This window comes from Synechococcus sp. MIT S9504 (genome assembly GCF_047497135.1).
Lineage (GTDB): Bacteria > Cyanobacteriota > Cyanobacteriia > PCC-6307 > Cyanobiaceae > Synechococcus_C.
In genome coordinates, this window is sequence record NZ_CP138942.1 from 3120017 (window position 1) to 3137804 (window position 17788).

Genomic DNA, 17788 nt, shown 5'->3' on the forward strand with positions numbered 1-17788 from the left:
CTCATTCCGGTCGTTCTTTGGGTGGATCCTTGATCAATTCCGGCAGCAGCTGAATGATCCCGTTGGCAACGACGTCTGGTGTTTCTGATTCGATCACCACTGTGAGATCCGCCTCGTCGTACAGGGGGCGTCGCTGCTTGAGGATCGCGTCAAGTGTTTCGGCAGGATCTTCCGTCATCAGTAGCGGTCGCTGAGTGGAGTCGGCCTGCAAGCGTTGCAGTAGCTGACGGCGTTCGACATCGAGCCAGATCACAATGCCCTGGTGCATCATTCCCCAGTTTTCGGAACGCGTGACAACGCCGCCCCCGGTGGCCACGACAAGTGAATGACGTTCACTGATGGACCTCAGCACCTGCGTTTCAAGGCTGCGGAAGTCCTCTTCACCGTCACGTTCAAAGATTTCTGAGATGGTGCAGCCGGCTACCTGCTCGATCACTGCATCCGCGTCCACGAATCCATACCCCAGCCTTTCCGCCAGAGGCCTGCCGGTGCTGGTTTTGCCGCTGCCCATCATGCCCACCAGGTAAAGACTGCGCCCTCCCAGACGCTGCCGCAGAGTTGGACTGGTCTCCACCATGACTCGGAATTGCCCGTAGCTCATTAGGATGCCTCCTGGCCGGACCGTCACATGACTGAAATGAAGTCAATTGCTCACGGTCGCGGACGTGGCTGCGTCATCACCCGACGCGCCTGCTTCAGTGCAAGCCACCGCTACTGGTTGCCTGAATTGTCCGCTGATGACAATGCCGCGCGCTTCGGGCCCTGTGCGCTGGCTCCTGGTCATGGTCACAACTATGAGTTGATCGTTTCGATGGCCGGTGGCCTCGATGCTCATGGAATGGTGCTCAACCTCTCCGAGGTGAAGCACGCCATCCGCAGCGAGGTGACTGGCCAGCTCGACTTTCGCTTTCTCAACGACGCCTGGCCCGAATTCGATGTGTCGAAGCCGGAGGGTTGCCTTCCCACCACTGAGGCCATCGTCCGGCAGATCTGGGCTCGTCTGAGTCCTCATCTCCCCATCACGGCATTACGCCTCTACGAACAACCAGGCCTCTGGGCCGACTATCTCGGACATCCCATGGACGCCTTCCTCACGATTCGCACCCATTTCGCTGCTGCCCATCGTCTGGCAAGACCTGAGCTCAGCCAGGAGGAGAACGAACGTATCTACGGCAAGTGCGCACGTCCCCATGGTCATGGCCACAACTACCTGGTGGATGTCACGGTGCGAGGCCCCATTGATGCCCGCTCAGGCATGGTCTGCGACCTGTCCGCGCTGCAACGCCTCGTCGACGACCTTGTGGTTGAGCCGTTTGATCACACATTCCTCAACAAGGACGTGCCCTTCTTCGCCGAATGTGTTCCCACCGCAGAGAACATCGCGCTGCACATTGCTGACCGCCTGTCGTCTCCGATCAAGGCGATCGGTGCCCATCTCCACAAAGTGCGCCTGCAGGAAAGCCCCAACAACGCGGCTGAGGTCTACGCCGAAGTTCCTCAGTTGGAGATGACTCCTTCAATGCTTGAGGCGGCGGTTCCTGTCTGAATCCATCGCCTTGGCTGAGCAACCCACGCTTCGTCTTGTGCTTGCAGTGAGTCTCGATGGTCGTCTTGCTCCACCGAGAGGAGGAGCAGCTCAGTTGGGTGGATCAGGTGATCGTCGTGTTCTTGAGGAGGCGCTCGCCTGGAGTGATGCGGTGCTGATCGGAGCAGGCACACTCAGGGCTCATCAATCCAGCTGTCTGATCCGGGATCAGGATCTGTTGAACGAACGTCGATTTCAGGGGCGCTCGCCTCAGCCGGCAGCGCTGGTCGTCAGTCGGCAGGCTGGATTTCCTCTTGAGTGGCCCTTTTTTCAGCAACCGTTTGAACGTCATCTGCTGTCTGTAAGCGATGGGTCTGCCCCTGGCTTCCAGTCATGTTGTCGGCTTTCGTCCCGCTGGAGCCAAACGCTGCAGAATCTGCGCGCCAAGGGCTGGTTCAGGCTGGTCCTGCTTGGTGGTGCTGTCCTGACTCATTCGTTGCTGGTCCAGGATGCGGTCGATGAGCTGCAGCTGACGCTCAGTCCCAGGCTCCTGGGCGGATCCTTCACCTGGTTGCTGCAGACGGAGACAGCGCTGCCAGCGTCGCTCACGTCTTCGCAGGCTTGGAGTCTGGTGGATGCCCGTTCGCTCGGAGACAACGAACTGCTGGTGCATTACTGCCGTAATCGCTCCAGCAGTTCCTGAACGGGAATCTGCTTCAGGCTGGATTGGGACAGGCCAGTCAGGGATGCCAGGCAACGACGAATCACCACTTGCGCGTCGTCGCCGACCTTGCCTCTCAGCAGTTCCGTCAGCACCCCCAGCTCTCTGCCACTGCGGCTGGTTTCTCTGATCAGACACTCACTCACAGGGCGGGCAAGCCTTCGGCAAGGCTGCTCAACAGCCGAGTTCAGCCAGCTTTTTGGAGCGATCTCGTCTGCAACGCCATCCAGAGCCTGTTCAGCCAGCTGACGGCATTCGCTCACAAGCTTGCGTTCGATTCGTGGTTGCAACAGCTGAATCAATGGTTGGAACAGCCCCGCATGGGCAGTTTGATGCACGGAGCTCACCTCCAGACAAAGAGGTGAGATCAACAGAGGTGTGATCCATCTCAGGCTGTGCCGAGATGATCTGGGCATGACCCTGGCCCAAAGGTGTCTTCATTGTCTCCCCTTCTGGTTTCGCTGGTTAGTGTCGTTGTCGAGTCGTTTCAATTGGCCCTGGATGGCATCGCTCACGGCTCGTTGGCACCGCAGCATTCATGAGATCCCTCAACCCCAATGGGAGGAGTTGCTCGCGGAGCGCGCTAGCCCCTTCTATCGCTGGTCTTGGCTGGAGGCTTTGGAAAACTCAGGCAGTGTGGCTCCCGATCAGGGTTGGCAGCCACTGCACCTGTCGCTTTGGAGGGGCGACGAGAGTCTGATTGCCATTGCACCTCTTTATCTCAAGGGGCACAGCTACGGAGAATTCATCTTTGATCAATCTTTTGCACGCCTGGCCGGTGATCTTGGACTGCGCTACTACCCCAAACTGATCGGGATGAGTCCCGTCAGCCCTGTTCAGGGCTATCGCTTCCATATCCACCCGGATGAAGATGCTCAGGGCATCACGGTCATGTTGCTTCAACTGATCGATGAGTTTGCCGCTCGCAACAGCATTCTCAGCTGCAACTTTCTCTACGTGGATCCTGTATGGCAGCCCTTGGCGGAGGCTGCGGGCTGTGCGGGCTGGGTGAATCATCAGAGCCTGTGGTCTGCAGAAGACCAAAAAGATTTCTCCGACTATCTCGCTGGCTTCAATGCCAATCAGAGGCGCAATATCAAGCGGGAACGCAAAGCGGTCAGCCAGGCAGGACTGGCCGTGACACCACTGACCGGCTCAGAGCTCACCCCGGAGCTGCTGGCGCGGATGCATTGCTTCTATGCGCAGCACTGCGCCCGCTGGGGTCCCTGGGGAAGCAAATATCTTCAGGGCTCATTCTTTGATCGACTGGCTGAACCTGAACTCGCACAGCATGTGGTGCTGTTTAGTGCCCATCGAGGAGATCCCTTTGAACCGGTGGCGATGTCCCTTTGCATCCAGGACGAGTCCCATCTCTGGGGGCGCTACTGGGGTAGTGAAGAAGATATCGACTGCCTTCACTTTGAGGTCTGTTACTACGCGCCGATCGAGTGGGCCCTGCATCAGGGCCTTCGCAGCTTTGATCCAGGAGCGGGTGGCAGTCACAAGCGCCGACGTGGCTTTGTGGCTCAAGCTCGTACCAGCCTGCATCGCTGGTACGACCCGCGCATGGATGGCCTCATCCGCTCCTGGCTTCCAAGAGCGAATGGACTGATGGAGGAGGAGATCGAGGCCATTAACGCCGAGCTTCCCTTTCGCACCAAGCCGCCTGAATTGATGGCCTGAGGCGATCATTTGTAAGGTGTGACGATGGCAGAAGGCACTTCCTCGATTGATGACCAGCTTTCACAGCGATTCATCGAGCTTGACCCGTCTGGTTACTTCCTGATCAAGCTGGACACTGATGTCGGTGAACTCGTTGCGGAGCACTACAGCAATGATGTGGATGAAAGGGGCCGAGCCACTGATCCGGAAACTGGTGAAGTTCTGGCCTGTCGTGGTGGTGGCCCGCGTCAGCCGAGCACAAGCTTTCGCGGCAGAACGGCCAAGGAACTTGGCATTGCTCTGACCGAAGCGGATACCCCACTTCCCGTCAGCCGTCTTGACCATGCTCTGTACTTAGGCAGGGAATTGCAAAAAGCCGAAGCCTGCCTGAAAGCTGGACTGCCCTACAGGCAGGATTGAGTCAGGTCAGGCCGTCAGCAACTCGCAGGAAGTGCTGGGTTCTTCGGGAGGAAGCGATTCCAGCTGTTCGCGGATTTCGCGTTGAACGATCGCGCGATATTCCAGGAAGTGTTCGTTGTGGGCCAGCACCACCAGGAACTGCTCCAGCATGGCTGGGTTGCGTCGAGCCATGCTGAACATGTACCGCCAGAAACGACTGCGGGTATCGCGTTTGATGCCCTGCCTCCAGACCACGATGGACAAAGCCCTGATATCAGTCCAGGTTGGCAGTTTTGATGTGCCCTTCCAGCGTGGCGCTCCCATTTTCAGGTAGTAGGAGTAAACGCGATCCATGTATGCGTTTGGTTCATAGAGCGCACAGAAGGCATCGACGTATTCGTTGGCGATGTCCCGGATCGGACGCGTGGGTTTGAAATTGAGCAGGTTGGTTTGGTTCACGCCCTTGGCGGCGGACTCGTCCTGAATCAGACGCCCCTCTTTCTCAAGGCGATGCCAGAGGGCTGTGTTTGGAAGCGCCTGCAACATGCCCATCATGGCTGCCGGAATTCCGGTTCTGGTCACGAAATCAACAATGCGTCCGCCGGCGCCGTCTTTTTCACCGTCGAAACCAATGATGAATCCTGCCATCACGCGGATGCCGTTCGCGGTGATCCTGTCAACGGCAGCATCCAGAGGATTGCGTGTGTTCTGAAGTTTTCGGGAGGTTTCCAGACTCGCCTCATCCGGAGTTTCGATGCCGAGAAACACACTCTCAAAGCGCGCTTCGTGCATCATGCGCATCATCTCTTCATCATCGGCAAGGTCCACTGAGGCTTCGGTTGCGAAGCTGAAGGGATAGCCACGCTCTTCCTGAAACTCTCTGATCTGGGGGAGGAGCTGCTTGGCGTTGCGCTTGTTGCCGATGAAGTTGTCATCCACAAGGAAGATGGATCGCCTCCAGCCGAGGTCGTGGAGATACTGAAGCTCTGCGATCAGCTGTTCCGGTTTTTTCGTGCGTGGCTTGCGTCCGTAGAGAACGATGATGTCGCAGAACTCGCAGTTGAAGGGACAGCCCCTTGAAAACTGCACGCTCATCGAGTCGTAGGCATCGAGCTGCAGCAGGTCGAAGCGGGGAATCGGTGTGGCTGTGACATCGGGTTTGTCACCCTCAGCGCTGAAACGCCCGCCACTGTCACCTCGCTGGATCGCTTCGATGAACATGGGCAGTGTGATTTCACCTTCATCGAGCACCTTGAAGTCTGCCTCTGCGATCTCAGGGGCATCAGGAGTGGAACTCGCATAGGGGCCTCCCACGGCGACTGGCAATCCGCGACGCTTGGCTTCGGCGATCTGGATCTGCATATCGTCTTTCTGGACGATCATTCCCGAGATCACCACAAGCTCGGCCCAGTTCCATTCCTCTTCGGTGATCTCTCGCACGTTGCGATCGACGAGCTTCATCTCCCATTCCTGGGGCAGTAATGCCGCCACGGTGACCAATCCCAGGGGAGGGAGCAGCACCTTGCGATTCACCAGCTCCAGAATCTTCTCGTAACTCCAGAACGTCTTTGGGAAGAGGGGATAAATGAATAAGGTGCGCATGATCCGGGCGTGAAGGTGGTCTGTCTGTTACTTGCGGTCGACCCTGCGGACAGAACCTTCCGTTTCCATTTGATTTCGTTGTGCAGGATCTTAAGGGGGATCTGCTGAATCGAGACCCGATTTCTGATCTAATAGGTGCTGCAATCTGTGACAGGCATGGGCGTCCTCATTTATGTGGGTCTAGTCGGGGCCGGACTCACCACCGCTGTGACCATCAGTTTCGTTCTGCGTCGGATCAAACTGATCTGACTTCGGTCAGCACAGAGTCGCCGCGGCGCCAGATCTCAAGCACTGCAAAAAAGACTCCGAGAGTGCCGCTGATGGCGAAGGTCGCCTGAAGTCCCATCATGACGGTGAGTTGTGCGGCAATCAGCCCACTGAGTCCACCGCCTCCCAGAAAGGCAATCTGTCCAAGGCCAGCCATACGGCCGCGCAGGATCTGTGTTGAACCCACCTGGGTAATCAGGTTGCTGCTGCTCAGCAGCCCCGCAGTGCCTGCTCCGATCATCAGCGTCATTGCGAGCAAGAAGGGCACGTCACCCCCATGGGCCATGCCCAGTTGAGCCACGGCGGTGATCAGTGCAAAACCGGCCAGAGTCCGAGAGGGTCTTCGGCAGAAACGGTGACTGTTGCGTTGCAGCAGCAGTCCACCAGCAATGCTTCCCAGGGCCAGAACGCTGGTGAAAACAGCAAGATCCATCGGGGTATTGCCCAGCTCGCTAGCGGCGATCAAGGGCCCAAGTCCAGGGTGGAAGAAGCCCACCACGCACATTAATCCGGTGAACATCAGCACGTGCCTCAGCGTGCTGCCGCATTCCCTCCAGGCCACGCGCAGTGACGCCTTATCTCCCGGCGCACTGCGCTCCTCCAGTTCCGTTCTCGGATGCAGCAGCCAGATCACACTGGCGATCGGTATCAGGTAGGTGGCGGCATCAAGAGTGAGGGCTGTGGCCGGACCCGCCAGAGTGATGAGCACTCCCCCCAGGAGGGGGCCTACCAGCTTCCCGACGTTGAAGACCACTGAGAAGCTCGTCAGGAAGGGTGCCAGCTCGGAGTTGTCGTCCAACAGCAGCGCGCAGTATTTATTGCGAGCCGTGAGTTCATAGGCACCGGCAATGCCCACCAGCAAGGTGCTGGCCAGCAACATCAAGACCTGTGCTTGCCCATCGAACACTGGGATGGAAAGGGCTCCCAGCAGGCCTGCGCCGAGCAGTGCCCACTGTGCCTGGATCAACACCCGCTCACAGCCAACCCGATCGGTGCGCACGCCGGCGGGGCCGCTCACCAGCATCGTGGGCAGGGAGAGTGCGGCGAAATTCAGTGCCAGCACCATGGGTGCCTTGGTTTCATCCATCAGGATCCAGCCCTTGGCGGTGAGCCCTGCGAAAGAACCGGCAGTGCTCAAGCCGGATGCGATCAGGAAGATGACGCGTTGGCGTGCATGCGGTGAAGGATGGCTCAAGTGCTGCTGCGAGCAGAGGCCACCATTTCGCTTGCTCCCACGATCTCTCCGCTCAGGTCGTAAATGTCGGCACTGTTGATTCGCACCGGAACCATGGTTCCCGGTCCTGCTTGCATGCCGTCCGCGCGTGGCTGCACCTGCACTTCGCCATCCACTTCAGGTGCAAAGCGGGCACAGCGGCCAATCATGTCTCCTGTGATCGGATTGTGCTGCTCGATCAGCACATCCACGGTGCGCCCCACCCAGCGGGTGTTGGCCTCGGCCGAGATCGGTTGTTGCAGGGTCATCAGCCGATCTTTCCTGGCAGTGGCAATCTCGGCTGGCACTGGATTGGGGAGCTTTGCTGCGGCCGTTCCTTCCTCCGCGGAGAAGGTGAACACTCCAACGTGATCGAATCGCTGGCTTTCAAGGAACCCAGCCAGGTGTTCGAATTGCTCCTCCGTTTCACCGGGAAAGCCCACGATCAGCGTGGTGCGCATCACGGCATCCGGCAGCTGTTCCCGCAGCTGGTTCATCAAACGGTCGTTGACATCCGCCTGCCAGGGACGGTTCATGGCTCTCAGTACCTTGGGGTGGCTGTGCTGGAGAGGCAGGTCGAGATAGGGGAGAACATTGGGGACATCCTTGTATGCGGCGATCACTTCAGGGGTCAGGCCTGTGGGGTAGGCGTAATGAACCCGAATCCAGGGAATCTCAACGTCACCGAGGGCCCTGAGAAGGTCCGCAAGGCGAGGCCGTCCGTAGATGTCCTGCCCGTAATTGGTGGTGATCTGGCTGATCAGAATCAGTTCCTGAACGCCCTGTTCCGCCAGTTGATGGGCTTCAGAAACGATCGATTCGATCGTTCTTGAACGTTGATTGCCACGCAGATGCGGAATGATGCAAAACGCGCAGCGATAGTCGCAACCTTCGGCCACTTTGAGATACGCAACCGCTTCTCCGGTGGTGCGATACCTGGGAAGGGTTTCATCGCCGACGAACGTCGGGTTCTTGCTGACCCGGTTGACGCGTTCCCCCGCCTCGACTCGCTCCAGCACCTCCACAATGTGCTGGTAATCGCCAGTGCCGACGATGGCTTTGGCTTCCGGTAAAGAGTCGAGCAGCTCTTCCTGAAAATGCTGTGCCAGGCAGCCGGCGATGATCAGTTCCTTGCCTTGCTCAGCGAGTCCGACCAGCGTGCGGACCGATTCCTCCCGGGCTTCCTGGATGAAGCTGCAGGTATTGACCACCACAACGTTGGCATCACTTTCGTCACTGCTGACCCCATAGCCTGCTCGTGTCAGCAGGCCGAGCATGTGTTCGGTGTCGACCCGGTTCTTTTCGCATCCCAGATGGGCGAAAGCCACCGTTGGTCGTGTGCTGACCATGTCGCGGCCGGGAGCTTGGTCCGGTGACATGGGAACTGCGCAGCAACTTTCACCATAAATCTCGCGCTGATTCCTGCCAAAATTCAAAAACTCAGTTCAGTGCGCATGGGCACCACCCGACTCACCAGCCGACGTCGTCAGGACCAGGGCTTCAAATGGGCGCGCATCAGCATGGCGGTGCTGGCAACCGTCGGGGTGATCGATACCGGTTCGATCACGCTGAAGCGTTGGGGGATGCTCGGTGAGCTCATTTGCCCGATGGGCGGAGATGGGTGCGACAAGGTCCTGAACAGTCCCTGGGGAACCCTTGCTCAGACGGATGCCGTCAGCATCCCGTTGTCCTTTGCCGGACTGCTGGCTTACCTCGCTGTTCTGGTGATGGCCCTTGTGCCTCTTTTGCCGGGATTGATGGAGAACCGCAGCGATCTCTCCAGGCGCACCTGGTGGGGACTGTTCACTGTGTCTCTTGGGATGGCGGTCTTCAGCTTGGTGCTGCTGGGCTTGATGGTCTTCAAGATTCAGGCCTTCTGTTTTTTCTGTGTCCTCTCAGCGACCTTGTCGATTCTGCTGCTGATCCTTTGCGTGATCGGCGGTGGATGGGACGACCCCTCTCAGCTGTTCTTCCGCGGCATTCTCCTGGCTCTGGCCGTCTTGCTCGGCAGTTTGATCTGGGCCTCGGTTCTGGACCCTGACCGGCCGGAGGCTGCTGTGACCGGCCCTGGTGCACCTCCTCTTGTCACCACCGAAAGCACTCCTGCCAAGGTGGCTCTGGCTGAACATCTCACCGCCACCGGAGCAGTTATGTACAGCGCTTACTGGTGTCCTCACTGCCATGAGCAGAAGGAGGACTTTGGTCTGGAAGCTGCCAATAAGCTCACCATCGTTGAATGTGCCCAGGATGGTCAGAACAGTCAACGCGCCCTCTGCCAGAGCAAGAAGATCGAAGGTTTCCCCACCTGGGAGATCAACGGCAAACTCGATTCAGGTGTCAAAAATCTGAAAACCCTGGCAGACCTCTCCGGCTTCAAGGGAGACACCAACTTCTGAGTTGCCGGCCCCACTGTTTGGTCAGCGCGTCGGTTAATCAATGACGCTGCGGGTTTTGATTTCTTCCCCTCTGAGCTGCCGACTGTGCCGGCGCCACTGGGGAAGGGGACAGGGTGCATCGCTGCGGAAATGTCCTCCGCGACTTTCGGTTCTGAACAGACAGGCTTCCAGGAGCAACGCAGTGGTGCGCTGCCGATGGATGAGATCAAGCAGCAGATTCAGTTCCTGGCGACTGGGTTCCTCCAGCTCCAGCAGTTGCTGATGGGATTGGCGGTTGACCATACACAGCAGCACTTCCTGTTCCAGGGGGCTCATGGCCCTCCTGGTCAACTTCAGCAGGGTCTGCATCCCTGCTCTGGAGCGATTGACGCCGGCCACATCCCAGCAGTGTTCACTCAGCTGATCGATGCTGCGCGTGAGTTCGCCGATGCTGATCGTGCTGCGGGCATTGGTCTGGCTGGTGCTGGTTGTGTCCCTCTGAAGGCTCCATTGCTCTTTGTCGTGCTTTGAAACAGCCGGCAGGTCGATCGTTCCCAGTTGGCGTGCGAAGACCAGACATTCCATCAGTGAATTGCTGGCCAGACGATTGGCACCGTGCAGCCCGGTGCAGGCCACCTCACCCACTGCGTAGAGGCCTGGCAGCGATGTGGCGGCGTTCAGATCCGTTGCGACGCCTCCCATCCAGTAATGGGCTGCAGGTGCGACGGGGATTGGTTGCTCAAGAGGATTGAGGTTGTGGTTGCGGCACCGCTCAAGAATTGTGGGGAAGCGGCGTTCAGCCTGGTCGCGGGGGATCCCTGAAAGATCCAGGCCTACGTGGTCGGTGTCCTGGTTGCGCATGCTTTTCAACAGTGCGCGGCTGACCTGGTCTCTGGGAGCGAGATCAGCCCCTGGCAGGTCAGTGACCGGACTGTTTCCCGCTGCGTCCACGAGTCGTCCTCCTTCTCCACGCACTGCCTCAGAGATCAGAAAGCAGGGAGCTCCAGGAAGCTTCAGCGCAGTCGGATGAAACTGGACGAACTCGAGATCTTCAACTGCAGCCCCAGCAGCCCAGGCCAGGGCAATTCCCTCCCCTGCGGCTTGAGCTGGATTGGTGGTGTTGGTGTAAAGGTGACCTCCGCCTCCAGTGGCCAGGATCACTGCTCTGGATCGGATCCATTGCAGCCTGAACCCGTCCAGAACCTGGACGCCGCAGCACCGCCCGTTCTCAACCCAGAGTTGGCTGACGCGAACACCCCTGCGATGCAGCAATCCAGGCCTCTGCTCGGCATGTTGCCGAAGCACATCCACCAGAGCATGGCCGGTTCGGTCCTGAACGTGCAGCACTCGATGATGACTGTGCGCAGCTTCGAGGGTGGTGGCCAGACTCCCGTCGCTATTCCTATCAAAATCCATCCCCAGTTCGAGCAGCCTGTCGACACACTGCGGTGCCTGTTCAACGAGAAGACGGACCGAATCACCGTCGCAAAGACCAGCACCCGCATCAATGGTGTCTGTTGCGTGGCTGTCGCTGTTGTCATCGCGACGGGTGACGGACGCAATCCCGCCCTGGGCCCATCGGCTCGATGAGCGCCGGCTGGTGTTGCGATTGACAAGCAGCACTCGCAGCCCGTCCGGCAGTTCAAGACAGGTCATCAGGCCTGCGGCTCCGGCACCAACCACCACCACATCCCAGGGACCCGAAGGGATGGGTTCGCTGCCAGGGCTGGAGGGTTTCATGTCAGAACCAAAAAACCGCCGGATTGTCCGGCGGTTTTACCGCAATCAAAGCAATCCAATCAATGGCGATCGGCGTTTTCAGTGAGCTGCCTCAGCGGTACTGGCCATCATTGATCCGATCGAAACCCTCATTGAGAGCAATTGATGGTTCTGTGACGGTGAAATTGTCGCGGTACTTCTCGAACAGCTCTTTCTGCCGATCTGTGAGATCGAGGGAAAGAACATCGTTAACGCTCTCGTAGGGCCCACCCAAAACGATCTTGCCGGCAAGGGTGGGATACATGCCAGGGAACTGCTGGAAACGACGCACGGAGGAATTGTTCAGATCCACCTTTTCGCCACGCTCTGCGATCTTGTCGTCAGCCACGTTGCGGATATCAGCAGCCTGAACGCTCGCGGGTAGGAGCAGGCCCATCAGCAGGCCTGCCATCACAAGAATGCCTGTCAGCCAGGACAGCAGACGCTTCATGGAACTCTCCGTCTAGAAGATCGGAACGGGATGATTACCGGCATTGCCGGCATGCAAACCATACAAGTGCCATCGCCGTGATCCGTTGCTAAGGGTCGCAGTTTTTTGCAGTTCGTTTCAGACCAGGCCGCTGAGTTCTGGTGCAAGCAGTGACAGCGACAGAAATAATCCGTCAATTAGAAGGGTTGTGAACAGCACTGCAGCCGCCACAGACCAGGACTTGTCCGTCGCTGCTGACAGGTTGCTGCGATGTCTGCAGTGCTGGACGAGCTTGAGGATGACTGTTCCTGCCGTGATCACCGTCAGCAGAGAACTTGGCCTGAGCACGAATGCAGCAGCGTCCTGGAGCAGCAAAGTCGCTTCTGCCGTGGACGCTCCAATCACAGCAGGCCAAAGGGATATGACGCCTGTGAGAGCCATGGCCAGATCGGTGAAAGCTGTGCCCAGCAGCGACGCTAGATAAAAGGCGCAGCCAAGACGCCATCGCGTTTGCAGGCCTGTGATCGCCAGAGGCAAGGCAAAGGCTTCAACAGGAAGATGCAGCAATGGATGACTCGCAAGCCACCCCCAGAACAGGCTGCCAGCCAGCCAGCTGCCACTGAAGCCAACCAGAAGTGCCCCCAGCTCTTTCCATTTATTAGGTGCAATCGAATTGGTGATCACGCCCACTGAAAGCAGGACCAGGCCGAACAGGCAGGAGGTGAAGGGCTGTTGGCGCACCCATGGAGCCTGAACAAACACAGGCAGCACTACCAGCATGGATGCCCAGAAGGGCAAACCTGCCATTCCCAGAGCGATCGGCTGGACCGGCTCAGTCAGGGCTTGGTTGCGTATCAGCCCACTGAACAACGATCCACCCCCGCCGTATGTGAAGAAAGGACTGTGACCTTAGAAGATTTGCGCCTGATTGAGCGTTTTTGTGAGCTGTCTGATGTCATCGAGTGTTGGGTCTGGCGATAGCGTCCTCACACTTGTGTTCAGGACGTCATAGGTGTCAGAACCCGGACTACTTGAGGCCATCTGGAGAAATGTTGTTCTGGGTGTCGTTCAGGGCCTGACTGAGTTTTTGCCGATCAGCAGCACGGCCCACCTGAAGGTGGTGCCCGCCTTGGCCGGCTGGCAGGATCCCGGTGTGTCGGCCACGGCTGTCATCCAGCTGGGCAGCATCGTCGCGGTTATCGGCTATTTCCGCGACGACCTTGCTGGGGTTTGGAAGGGAATCAGTGCTGCCTTGCGGAAAGGGCAGTGGCGGGAGCCCGAAGCCCGCCTGGGGATTGCAATGGCCATTGGCACTGTGCCGATCCTGGTGGTGGGGCTTGGCATCAAAGTGTTCTGGCCCGGCTATGAGACGTCTCTGCTGCGCAGCGAACCGGTGATCGCCGTTGTGTCGATTGTGATGGCGTTGTTGCTGGCTCTGGCGGAGAAGCTTGGCCCCCGCCTCAAGCGACTCGACCAGGTGCAAGGGCGTGATGGCCTGGTGGTGGGTCTCGCCCAGGTGCTCGCTCTGATTCCTGGGGTTTCCCGATCGGGGAGCACGCTCACCGCCTCGCTCTTTGACAGCTGGAAGCGTCCGGATGCGGCCCGATTTTCTTTTTTGTTGGGCATTCCAGCCATCACTCTGGCGGGTTTGATTCAGTTAAAAGATGCTTTTAGTGATCCCAGCGCTGGTGGCGCGCTGCCCCTGTTGATCGGAATTTTTTCTGCAGCAGTGGTCTCCTGGCTCGCCATCGACTGGCTTTTGAAGTACCTGCAACGTCACAGCACCTGGATTTTCGTGATCTACAGGTTGCTCTTCGGAGTGTTGCTGCTGGTGTGGTGGACCGCCGCCGGCCCAAACTGATAACACTTGCCTGCTTGATGTGTGGAATGAGCCTTCCGCAGGGGTTGCTGTCGCGGCTCTGGACCCCGCAAGCTCCTCACGACAGCCTGAGCCTGCAGTGGTGGCTTCAGTCGAGTCAGGCTCCATTGGAGAGGAACTGGGGTTCGAGCCAGGGGATCAGCTGCTCAGCATCAATGGTGTGCGCCCCCGCGATCTCATTGATTACCGCTATCTGATTGTTGAGGAGGAGCTGACGCTCGAGGTTCGTGACAGCGCCGGTGCGCTGCATTGCGTCGAGCTGGAGAAGGATGCGGACGATGGCTTGGGGCTGGCTTTCACCGAAGCTCTCTTTGACGGCCTTCGTCAATGCACCAATCGTTGCCCCTTCTGCTTCATCGATCAGCAGCCGCCGGGCCATCGAGACAGCCTTTATCTCAAGGATGACGATTATCGACTCAGCTTCCTTTACGGCTCCTATCTCACTCTCACCAACCTGAGTGATGCCGATTGGGAGCGGATTGAGCAGCAGCGGCTGACACCGCTTTTCGTGTCTGTGCATGCAACAGACCCCGATCTGCGGTCCGCACTTCTGGAGAATCCAAGAGCAGGAAAGCTGCTGAAGCAGCTGGAGTGGTTTGCGCAGCGCAAGTTGCAGATTCACGCGCAGGTTGTGGTGTGCCCCGGTCTCAATGACGGTGATGCACTTCTAAGGACTCTTCGCGATCTCGCCTGTTTTACAGGTGTTGAGTGGCCTGCAGTGCTTTCGGCCGCGGTGGTACCGGTGGGGCTGACTCGTTTCCGCCCACCTGGTGATGGGTTACGGGCTGTCACCCCTGAAGATGCCAGGCGGGTGATTGACACAGTGGAACCGCTCCAGTCTGAGTTCCAAGGGCGCTTCGGCAGTCGATTTGTTTGGTTGTCGGATGAGTGGTACTTGATAGCGGGTCGTCCACTTCCTCCACGCCTCAGCTATGAGGATCTCCCTCAGCAGGAAAACGGCGTGGGAACGATCCGGGCGTTTCTCGAGTCCCTGGATGAGGCCACGGAATCACTGCCAGAGCGTGTCGCCGAGCCACGGCGCAGCAGTTGGGTGGTGGGTCGTCTCGTCGACAAAGCTCTGGAGACGGTCACCGAACGTCTCAACAGGATTGATGGCGTCAGCCTGCGGATGCACGGTCTTCCCAGTCCCTACTGGGGACAGGACCAGGTGGTCACCGGTCTGCTGACTGGTCAGGATCTGCTGGATGGCCTCAAGGATCAGGACCTGGGGGATCAATTGCTGCTGCCGTCGGTGATGTTGCGGCAGGGGCAGCCTGTTTTTCTTGATGACATGACTCTGGATCAGGTTCAGGCGCAACTTCCTGTCCCGATTCGGATCGTGCATGGAGCAGCTGACATCGTGGCCGCAGTGCTCGGAGATCCAGAGAAAACCACCTAAGCTCCGCCAAGCTCAGGATTTGAAGTGCGTCGGACAGCTGCAAGCCTTTTTCTGATTGCAGGCATCGTGCCCTCTCACATCGCAGGGGTTGTCGCCGCTCAAGAGTCTTCTGGAGTCACGTCAGACAACGGCGCTGCGTTGATTGATCAGAATTCCCTGCCGACAGCCATTGAACAGAAAGGTGCCCGGCCCCAGGCGGACCCTTCGGTGCTTCCTCCGGCAGCCACAACACTGCCCGAGACGCTCGATTCGTTGTATTCGCCGCCTACTCTCGCGCTTCCGGATCAACCTGGTCAGGTTCGGATTCGAGAGCTCAGACCGCTCACTCTCGCTGAAGTTGAACAGCTGGCAGAAGTCAACAGTCCAAGTCTCAAGGCGGCGGCACTCGAGGTGCAGCAAGCCAAGTCGACCTTGAGAGCGGCGATCTCCAGCTGGTACCCAACGCTCAACCTCACCGCCAATGGTCTGCCGCAGTATCTTTCTGGTCAGGAGCGATTCACTGACAATAACGAAGCGGATACTGAGAGCGTTACGACTGGTCTACGGCAGAGATCAGGTGTTCTCACCTATACAGAACAGACCTCTGCCAGTTTCCGAGCATCGCTGAACTGGAATTTGATTGATCCGGCACGAGTTCCCCAGATTTCTGCTGCGCGAGACAGCTTTGAAAGAGCACGTGATGCCTATTTGATTGCTTTGAGAGATCTGCGATTAACTGCGGCTACCGCCTACTACAACCTTCAGCGATATGACTCACAAGTTGATGTCGGGAAGCAGGCTGTGGCTGCTTCCCTGTTGAGCTTGCGTTATGCAAGATCACGTTTTCAGGCAGGTGTGGCAACCAAGCTGGAAGTGCTTGAAGCGGAAACGCAACTTGCCCGAGATCGAGATGGCTTAATCCAATCTCTCAATTCACAGGTTCGAGCGCGTCGAGATTTGGCCAGAATCATCGATCTGCCTCAGGACATCACTGCAACGGCCGCATCCCCAGCAAAAGTTGTGGGCGCTTGGCAGCCGTCTTTGCAAGAGAGCATCATTGCGGCTTATGCCTTCCGCGAAGAGCTCGATCAGTTCATTCTGGATATTTCGATTAAAAACAGTAATGCCAATGCTTCTTTGGCAGCTGTGCAGCCGATTTTAACCATCTTTAACGATTTCTCGACACAAAGATCCGAGATCCAGCAAACCCAACAATCTTTCTCTACCGAACTTGAAGGATGGGAAATGGACAATGCGGTTGGCCTTCAAGCAACCTGGAATATTTTTGATGGTGGCAAAGCCCGAGCTGATTACCGTCGCCAAAAGCAGGCTGCTGAAGCTAGCGCTTATGAATTCGCGAATCAACGCGGTTTGATTCGCTTACAAGTGGAACAGAGCTTTTATGACTTAAGGGCGAATCAGCAGACCATTCAGACAACCGCGCGCGAGGTTCTGTCTCAACGAGAAGCCTTACGCCTTGCACGCCTTCGCTTCGCTGCGGGTGTGACCACCCAGCGTGAAGTGGTTGATAACCAAAGAGACCTCACAAGAGCACAGACTCGCCATGTCGATGCTTTGTCTAACTACAACATCACCATTGCCGAGTTAAGGCGATATACGGGACTGGACCAGGTCGTCGCTTGTCCACCTCTGGACTTACCTGCTGATAAGGCAGAAATTCCTGAGGCTGAACAGATTCAGATCAAGCCCACACCAGAAATCCCAGCCTGTCAAGCTTCCCTCTTGGGTTCTTGATGATGATGCGACGTTGACTTCAAGATTCCTTAACTCTCAGCAGTTACTTGCAGTTCATCAGCTGCTCAACAGGGTCGCAGATCGGCAGAGACAGGATTTTGGACACATCGTTTCGGATCTCAAGGCTGATGGATCTCTGATCACAGCCTGTGATCGCTGGAGCGATGAGGCGCTGGTAGATGGACTGTCTCAGCTGGCCCCCGGTGAATTCACCCTCAGCGAGGAGGGAGAAAAGGTTTGTCCGTCTTCTTCAGCCTTCTGGGTTGTCGATCCACTCGACGGCACCACCAATTACGCAGCTGGAATTCCTTACTGGGCTATTTCTGTGGCTCGTTTTGTGGACGGTCGTCCTAGCGAGGCTTTCCTGGAGATTCCATCTCTGCGTCAGCGCATCGTGGCGATCCGAGGTCGAGGTGCTTGGCGCAACGGCAAACTTCTCACGCCCGAGACCCGTCTGCAGGCTGGCAGTGCCTGCGTGTCGCTTTGCAGTCGTGCGATCCGGGTGCTGCAGCGCCGTCATGAGGACCCTTTTCCAGGAAAAATCCGCTTGCTGGGTGTTGCCAGCCTCAACCTGGTCAGCGTGGCGATGGGACAGACAGTCGCAGCCCTGGAGGCCACACCCAAGATCTGGGACCTTGCAGCAGCCTGGCTGGTTCTGAGCGAATTGGACTGTCCTCTGCAATGGCTTGATCAAGATCCTGCCGCGCTGACGCCTGGACAAGATCTCTCCGACGTCAGTTTTCCCGTGCTCGCAGCGAGTTCGCAGGCTGAGCTTGAGCGGCTCAGGCCCTGGGGAGAGTCGCTGCTGCTTTCCTGACTGGTCA

General features: G+C 57.8%; 18 protein-coding genes. 10 read left to right on the top strand and 8 right to left on the bottom strand.

Going from position 1 to position 17788, the window contains the following annotated elements; genetic code table 11:
- Position 1: 1 nt before the first annotated feature.
- A complete protein-coding gene (locus tag SIB58_RS16625; protein WP_369818670.1) occupies positions 2–601 on the bottom strand; it encodes a shikimate kinase in 600 nt (199 codons plus the stop codon).
- Between the two features lie 27 nt (positions 602–628).
- On the opposite strand from SIB58_RS16625, the gene SIB58_RS16630 reads away from it, so the two are divergent.
- Complete coding sequence (locus SIB58_RS16630) at positions 629–1546, top strand: 6-pyruvoyl trahydropterin synthase family protein (RefSeq protein ID WP_066911790.1); 918 nt, start codon at positions 629–631, stop codon at positions 1544–1546.
- Between the two features lie 10 nt (positions 1547–1556).
- Positions 1557–2228, top strand: a complete 672-nt coding sequence (locus SIB58_RS16635) for a RibD family protein (RefSeq protein ID WP_066911793.1) — start codon at positions 1557–1559, stop codon at positions 2226–2228.
- Here SIB58_RS16635 and SIB58_RS16640 read toward each other — a convergent pair.
- Positions 2198–2662: a hypothetical protein gene (locus SIB58_RS16640; RefSeq protein ID WP_066911796.1), complete on the bottom strand. Its 465-nt coding sequence runs from the start codon at positions 2660–2662 to the stop codon at positions 2198–2200. The two genes, SIB58_RS16635 and SIB58_RS16640, sit on opposite strands and share 31 nt — an antisense overlap.
- Positions 2663–2747: 85 nt before the next feature.
- Between SIB58_RS16640 and SIB58_RS16645 the strand changes: the two genes are divergently transcribed.
- Together SIB58_RS16645 and SIB58_RS16650 are read left to right on the top strand one after the other, a co-directional pair.
- Positions 2748–3929, top strand: coding sequence for a GNAT family N-acetyltransferase (locus SIB58_RS16645; RefSeq protein WP_066911799.1), 1182 nt, complete (start codon positions 2748–2750; stop codon positions 3927–3929).
- Positions 3930–3953: 24 nt separating this feature from the next.
- Entirely contained in the window at positions 3954–4328 is a 375-nt protein-coding gene (locus SIB58_RS16650) for a DUF4346 domain-containing protein (protein WP_066911802.1), read from the top strand.
- A gap of 6 nt (positions 4329–4334) precedes the next feature.
- On the opposite strand, the gene SIB58_RS16655 is transcribed toward SIB58_RS16650, so the two are convergent.
- The gene (locus tag SIB58_RS16655) at positions 4335–5909 is read right to left on the bottom strand and encodes a B12-binding domain-containing radical SAM protein (RefSeq protein WP_066911804.1); all 1575 of its coding nucleotides are present in this window, start codon (positions 5907–5909) and stop codon (positions 4335–4337) included.
- Positions 5910–6065: 156 nt separating this feature from the next.
- Between SIB58_RS16655 and SIB58_RS16660 the strand changes: the two genes are divergently transcribed.
- Positions 6066–6158, top strand: a complete 93-nt coding sequence (locus SIB58_RS16660) for a cytochrome B6 (RefSeq protein WP_156486801.1) — start codon at positions 6066–6068, stop codon at positions 6156–6158.
- Here the strand turns inward: SIB58_RS16660 and SIB58_RS16665 are convergent.
- Together SIB58_RS16665 and rimO are read right to left on the bottom strand one after the other, a co-directional pair.
- A complete protein-coding gene (locus SIB58_RS16665; RefSeq protein ID WP_066911811.1) occupies positions 6145–7371 on the bottom strand; it encodes an MFS transporter in 1227 nt (408 codons plus the stop codon). The genes SIB58_RS16660 and SIB58_RS16665 overlap by 14 nt on opposite strands.
- The gene (gene rimO, locus SIB58_RS16670) at positions 7368–8768 is read right to left on the bottom strand and encodes a 30S ribosomal protein S12 methylthiotransferase RimO (RefSeq protein WP_231857193.1); all 1401 of its coding nucleotides are present in this window, start codon (positions 8766–8768) and stop codon (positions 7368–7370) included. Before rimO ends, SIB58_RS16665 begins: the two co-directional genes overlap by 4 nt.
- Before the next feature lie 75 nt (positions 8769–8843).
- Between rimO and SIB58_RS16675 the strand changes: the two genes are divergently transcribed.
- Positions 8844–9785 (top strand): vitamin K epoxide reductase family protein, encoded by a 942-nt coding sequence (locus SIB58_RS16675; protein WP_066911814.1) that lies wholly within the window; start codon positions 8844–8846, stop codon positions 9783–9785.
- Between the two features lie 33 nt (positions 9786–9818).
- Here the strand turns inward: SIB58_RS16675 and nadB are convergent, their stop codons facing one another.
- The 3 genes from nadB to SIB58_RS16690 form a co-directional block, all read right to left on the bottom strand.
- Positions 9819–11504, bottom strand: coding sequence for an L-aspartate oxidase (gene nadB / locus SIB58_RS16680; protein WP_067327422.1), 1686 nt, complete (start codon positions 11502–11504; stop codon positions 9819–9821).
- A 91-nt stretch (positions 11505–11595) separates the two neighbouring features.
- Complete coding sequence (psbU, locus tag SIB58_RS16685) at positions 11596–11973, bottom strand: photosystem II complex extrinsic protein PsbU (RefSeq protein WP_066911821.1); 378 nt, start codon at positions 11971–11973, stop codon at positions 11596–11598.
- A gap of 117 nt (positions 11974–12090) precedes the next feature.
- Positions 12091–12822 (bottom strand): DUF3120 domain-containing protein, encoded by a 732-nt coding sequence (locus SIB58_RS16690; RefSeq protein ID WP_231857194.1) that lies wholly within the window; start codon positions 12820–12822, stop codon positions 12091–12093.
- Positions 12823–12964: 142 nt separating this feature from the next.
- Between SIB58_RS16690 and SIB58_RS16695 the strand changes: the two genes are divergently transcribed.
- The 4 genes from SIB58_RS16695 to SIB58_RS16710 all read left to right on the top strand — a co-directional run bounded on the left by SIB58_RS16695 (position 12965) and on the right by SIB58_RS16710 (position 17781).
- Entirely contained in the window at positions 12965–13813 is an 849-nt protein-coding gene (locus SIB58_RS16695; RefSeq protein WP_066911824.1) for an undecaprenyl-diphosphate phosphatase, read from the top strand.
- Positions 13814–13832: 19 nt separating this feature from the next.
- A complete protein-coding gene (locus tag SIB58_RS16700) occupies positions 13833–15230 on the top strand; it encodes a TIGR03279 family radical SAM protein (RefSeq protein WP_066911827.1) in 1398 nt (465 codons plus the stop codon).
- Between the two features lie 66 nt (positions 15231–15296).
- A complete protein-coding gene (locus SIB58_RS16705; RefSeq protein WP_369818672.1) occupies positions 15297–16964 on the top strand; it encodes a TolC family protein in 1668 nt (555 codons plus the stop codon).
- 13 nt (positions 16965–16977) lie between these two features.
- A complete protein-coding gene (locus tag SIB58_RS16710) occupies positions 16978–17781 on the top strand; it encodes an inositol monophosphatase family protein (RefSeq protein ID WP_066911833.1) in 804 nt (267 codons plus the stop codon).
- The last annotated feature ends 7 nt before the right edge of the window (positions 17782–17788 follow it).